This window comes from Bradyrhizobium sp. th-b2, from assembly GCF_000426785.1.
Classification (GTDB): Bacteria; Pseudomonadota; Alphaproteobacteria; order Rhizobiales; family Xanthobacteraceae; genus Bradyrhizobium; species Bradyrhizobium septentrionale.
On the sequence record NZ_AUGA01000183.1, the window covers coordinates 1 to 3,803 of the forward strand.

At 59.1% G+C, this 3,803-nt stretch carries 3 protein-coding genes, 1 tRNA gene and 3 pseudogenes; 4 read left to right on the forward strand and 3 right to left on the reverse strand.

All coding sequences use genetic code 11. The features are described from left to right. Together K359_RS65570 and K359_RS65575 are read right to left on the reverse strand one after the other, a co-directional pair. Window positions 1–113: pseudogene (locus K359_RS65570) on the reverse strand (YhjD/YihY/BrkB family envelope integrity protein); the annotation flags it as partial. Window positions 114–158: 45 nt separating this feature from the next. Next, a pseudogene (locus K359_RS65575) lies at window positions 159–305 on the reverse strand (DUF262 domain-containing protein); the annotation flags it as partial. Between the two features lie 558 nt (window positions 306–863). Here K359_RS65575 and K359_RS65580 point away from each other — a divergent pair. The 4 genes and pseudogenes from K359_RS65580 to K359_RS0147205 all read left to right on the forward strand — a co-directional run bounded on the left by K359_RS65580 (window position 864) and on the right by K359_RS0147205 (window position 3,140). Further along, window positions 864–1,208: a hypothetical protein gene (locus tag K359_RS65580; protein ID WP_156929119.1), complete on the forward strand. Its 345-nt coding sequence runs from the start codon at window positions 864–866 to the stop codon at window positions 1,206–1,208. Continuing rightward, a pseudogene (locus K359_RS66635) lies at window positions 1,112–1,330 on the forward strand (DUF3800 domain-containing protein); the annotation flags it as partial. The gene K359_RS65580 and the pseudogene K359_RS66635, both read left to right, overlap by 97 nt. 69 nt (window positions 1,331–1,399) lie before the next feature. Then, window positions 1,400–2,200 carry a hypothetical protein gene (locus tag K359_RS0147200; RefSeq protein ID WP_029085171.1) on the forward strand — a complete coding sequence of 267 codons (801 nt, stop codon included), beginning with the start codon at window positions 1,400–1,402 and terminating at the stop codon, window positions 2,198–2,200. Window positions 2,201–2,306: 106 nt separating this feature from the next. After that, window positions 2,307–3,140, forward strand: a complete 834-nt coding sequence (locus K359_RS0147205) for a creatininase family protein (RefSeq protein ID WP_029085172.1) — start codon at window positions 2,307–2,309, stop codon at window positions 3,138–3,140. Between the two features lie 103 nt (window positions 3,141–3,243). Here K359_RS0147205 and K359_RS0147210 read toward each other — a convergent pair. Then, window positions 3,244–3,318, reverse strand: a tRNA-Arg gene (locus K359_RS0147210). Window positions 3,319–3,803 lie beyond the last annotated feature (485 nt).

The following is a 3,803-nucleotide window of genomic DNA, read 5'->3' on the forward strand; positions in this document are numbered from 1 at the left end:
TCTATCTCGGCGTTGAGCTCTGCGCCAAGCAATATCGTGATCGCCGAAATCCAGAGCCAAGTCATGAAGCCGATGACCGCTCCCAAGGAGCCGTATGTCAGGACGATACTGCCGAGAAAGTACGGGTTCGCGTTAGCGACATCCCCCGTGTCGCCACAAGCAGTCGTTATGTCGTCAAGGAGATCGCTGGCCTGCTCTGTAGTCCAAGCATACGGCCGCTGGTATGACGGGATGCTGAAAAGGTACTTGTCGCAAAAGATATCAAGTATCGGCTTCTCGTTTGCTTCAATCGTATGACGAATCATCTGTTCTCCTTAAATTCCTTGCCCGGTTGCCGTCTTTGCGTACCGGATATCGGCGCCAAGGATACTATTTTCGGTTGTGAATTGAAATCGCAACCGCGCGTGGCGGGGCGCAAAAGTGCAGTTTTGCAGATAATGACGAGGAAAAACTGCATGGAATAGGGAGGGAATTCGCAGCAAAGGACTACCCGTCATGGAGCGCTGCGAAAGCGCTTGACGGCCTCCGCAACGTCAATAACGTCAAGCTAGGGGAGCTGAGATCTTATCCCGCTGGGCGAGCCACGGCCCGAAACGACGGGAGAGTGGCCGCAAAGTGGAGAAGCTAGAGGTATGGCTTTGTGATTGAAGCGCAGACGATCTCAATTTGGAGACACGAGAAGGCCGACGGCGGTATACCGCCTCAGCAACTCGTCGAGGTCGCATGCAGATCGCAAGGTTAAATGCGAACTTCGTGTTCCCCTCCTCCAAGACTGCCGCGTGCATTCGGCCGAACTGGGCCGCGCTTTGCGAACCGTCTGTCGCGCGGCGATGGAGACGGGCGACCTGGAGACCACTTCATAATTGACCAGCAGGGCGATCTTTGTCTATGCGCGCATCTGCAAGGCTCAATATGCCGACCTGCTTCAGCAGGTTGGTGGAGCTGTCGCTAAGAAAAATTATAAGGCAGCTGTGAAGCAGGTCTTCCTGCGTTCGGTTGCCGAGTATCTAGCCGCTGCGGGTCCCGCGGTCCTACTTATCGATCGAGACAAAACCACGCCTGGGCCGAGCTTGGTCAAGTTCGAAGGCAGCGCCACGCTGATTGGCGGCGGTGCCATTTCTCTAACTCCGCGCACATACTGGGCCTCCAGATTGCCGATGTCGTCGCCTACGCCATCGGGCGCTTCCTGCGCCGGCGCGACGGGATAACCGCTACCGATCCCGAGCATTACGACCTGTTCGACAAGGCAATTATGGAATTTCTCGGTGATCTGGATGGCCGACTACAAGAAGTGACCGGGCCCTTGCCAAGTCTCCCGCAAGCGGTGTGACGCGAGCTCGATGATGCCCGACGGGATACCCATTTCCTAGGGCAGATGGAGGCCTTATGATATTTGGCTATGAACCCACAGACCCGAAAGCTCCTGATCCAGCGCCTTATCGCGCCTATCGGCGTAATCGGCCCTGATTTCGAGCGCTTTGGGGAGCTTTTCCTTGACCATTTGCTCTCGACGCCGCTCGAGCACAGTGGCTTGAACGCGCTCGGTTTTCCGATCAGACGCGTGCTCGATAGCAGCAGCGCAGATGGCGCGATAGTCGCGGAATATTCCGCGCACGACGACTATTTCACGAGGGGGATGCCCAAGGCCGAGCAGGATCTCGCCCATGCCTTGTCTCATCGTCCGAATGCAAAACTGGTGCTCCTCATCGCCGCACAGCCCGAACGCCCGCAGATTGTGGATGAGTTCCTCAAAGCGGCGCTAGCGAAGCCCGAGATGCAAGGCCGCTCCTTGAGGATATGGGGCGCCGAACGCATTGCCGAACAGCTTGTCGACAAGTTCACGTTCAACGACACGGCCGTCGAGGCATTGTCATTCTATCTGCCAGTGCTGACCGAGATCTGGGAGGAAGCTGCGCGCGATCGCCTGTTTCCAGCACCCGACCTGCGGCACCGGCCGCGTCCCGCAGTATCGGACGAGATCCATCGTCGCCTCGCCAGCGAGAGCTGTGTGTGCAATAGAGAGGATGGCGCCTCAGGGGAGCGACTGCACTGTCCAATTGCCCGCATCGGCGGCAATCTAAGCTGCGGATCTTGGCTTGCGTTATCCGAGGCTTCGAGGGTCTGTGACAAGCTTCGTTTTTGGTTGCCAGCAGACAATAGAGATCGCGGCTCATTGCTGTTGGCGCGCCATAGCAGATGAAGATGGGCACTATGCTGAGCTGCTGTGCCGATCTCGAAGCTCGCCATGATATTTCTTCTCCGATCGCATGATGACCCCTCCATCCAGATCCTTTCGGGAGATCGCTATGAGCATTGAAGTCGAATGGGCGCGTATGACCGCTCCGGACCTACGCGCGATCGCCGCACGCGAAGGCGCTCTGGCGATCCTGCCCGCCGGCTCGCTGGAGCAGCATGGCCCGCATTTGCCTGTGATTACCGATACGGCCAGCGCCAGTGCCGCCGCGATTGCGGCCGCGCGGCTGGTGGCCGCGGGTCCAGATCCGGTACCGGTCGCCGTGTTGCCCGGCCTGTGGTTGGGTTTGAGCGAGCATCATTTGCCTTTCGGTGGCACGATCAGCGTGGACTATGCCGCTTATCGCGCGATCCTAGAAAGCATCGTGCGATCTCTTCGCGCATTGGGCTTTGCCCGCTTGCTGATCGTCAACGGCCATGGCGGCAATATCGATCCGCTTGCCGTGGCATCGCGCGAACTGGCGGTGGCGTACGACTTTCCGATCGTCGCCACAACGCCATGGTTCCTGGCACCCGTGAAGATCGCGGCAATCTTCGAATCCGACACCGCACCGAAACACGCTTGCGAGGGCGAAACCTCGGTCATGATGGCGATCGCGAGGGACATTGTGAAGGAACACAAGCTGGACGAGGCGATGCAGCAGGCGCCTGCCGCGGTAGAGCCGCCGGCAGGGTTCTCGCGGTTCTACTCCTTCTCCGAACGCGCGCCGATCACAGGCTCCTGGGGGGACCCGCGGAGCGCCACGGCCGAAAAGGGCGCGCGTTTCCTTGGCGTGCAGGCAGAGGCGTTGGCCGAAGCAATCCGCAACACGGCGCTATGGTCTCGCCCGGATCCGGTCTGGCGGGTAGGCCGGGGGCAAGAGACCACGGCGGGCAAAGCAACGTGACATCGCAGGTCAGGCGGCGGCACATGCGTGCTGCTCCGGGCGCGCCCACGCGAATGTTCTTTGTGAAAGCCCGCATCGACCGCTCGCCGAACACAGGCAAAGCTGGCGCACCCGACACGATTCGAACGTGTGGGACGCCTTCGGAGGGCGACGCTCTATCCAACTGAGCTACGGGTGCATTCTGCTAACGTGCTGCTTACGTGAATTTGTTGCGAGTGTGAAGCGGCGCGCAACGTCCTCGCAAGTCTCTGAATTCCGGGCCTCTTTCGAACTCCTTTTTTGCTCCTACTGGGTTGACACATGCCTTCGGAGGGCAGCGGTCAATCTGCGCTGAAGTGTCAGATCCGGCGCGTGTAGTTGTGGCGTTTAACTAGGCGGAAAAGCGTAGAGCATTAGGCCTGCGTGCCGCGCTTTATCGGCATTACCTTCTTGGGATCGAGCCAGTGGTCGATCCGATCAGCCCAATGCTGCATCAGCTTCGTGCGCGAGCCGATTAGCGCGAGCGGTCCGTGCTTCTTGTGGAGCCCTTCCACAGTCGAATTATCTAGCCCGTCCTATTCGTGAGAGTGCGTTTTTTTAGTCCGATTGATGTGGCCGCACATCTGCTCTGACGAGGCGCGCGGGATTGCCTTCGGCTTTTCACCGCCTGACGACCCGTACTTT

Coding starts and splice junctions, on each gene's coding strand:
- K359_RS0147200 (WP_029085171.1), top strand. CDS start 1,400: ATGAACCCACAGACCCGAAAGCTCCTGATCCAGCGCCTTATCGCGCCT.
- K359_RS0147205 (WP_029085172.1), top strand. CDS start 2,307: ATGAGCATTGAAGTCGAATGGGCGCGTATGACCGCTCCGGACCTACGC.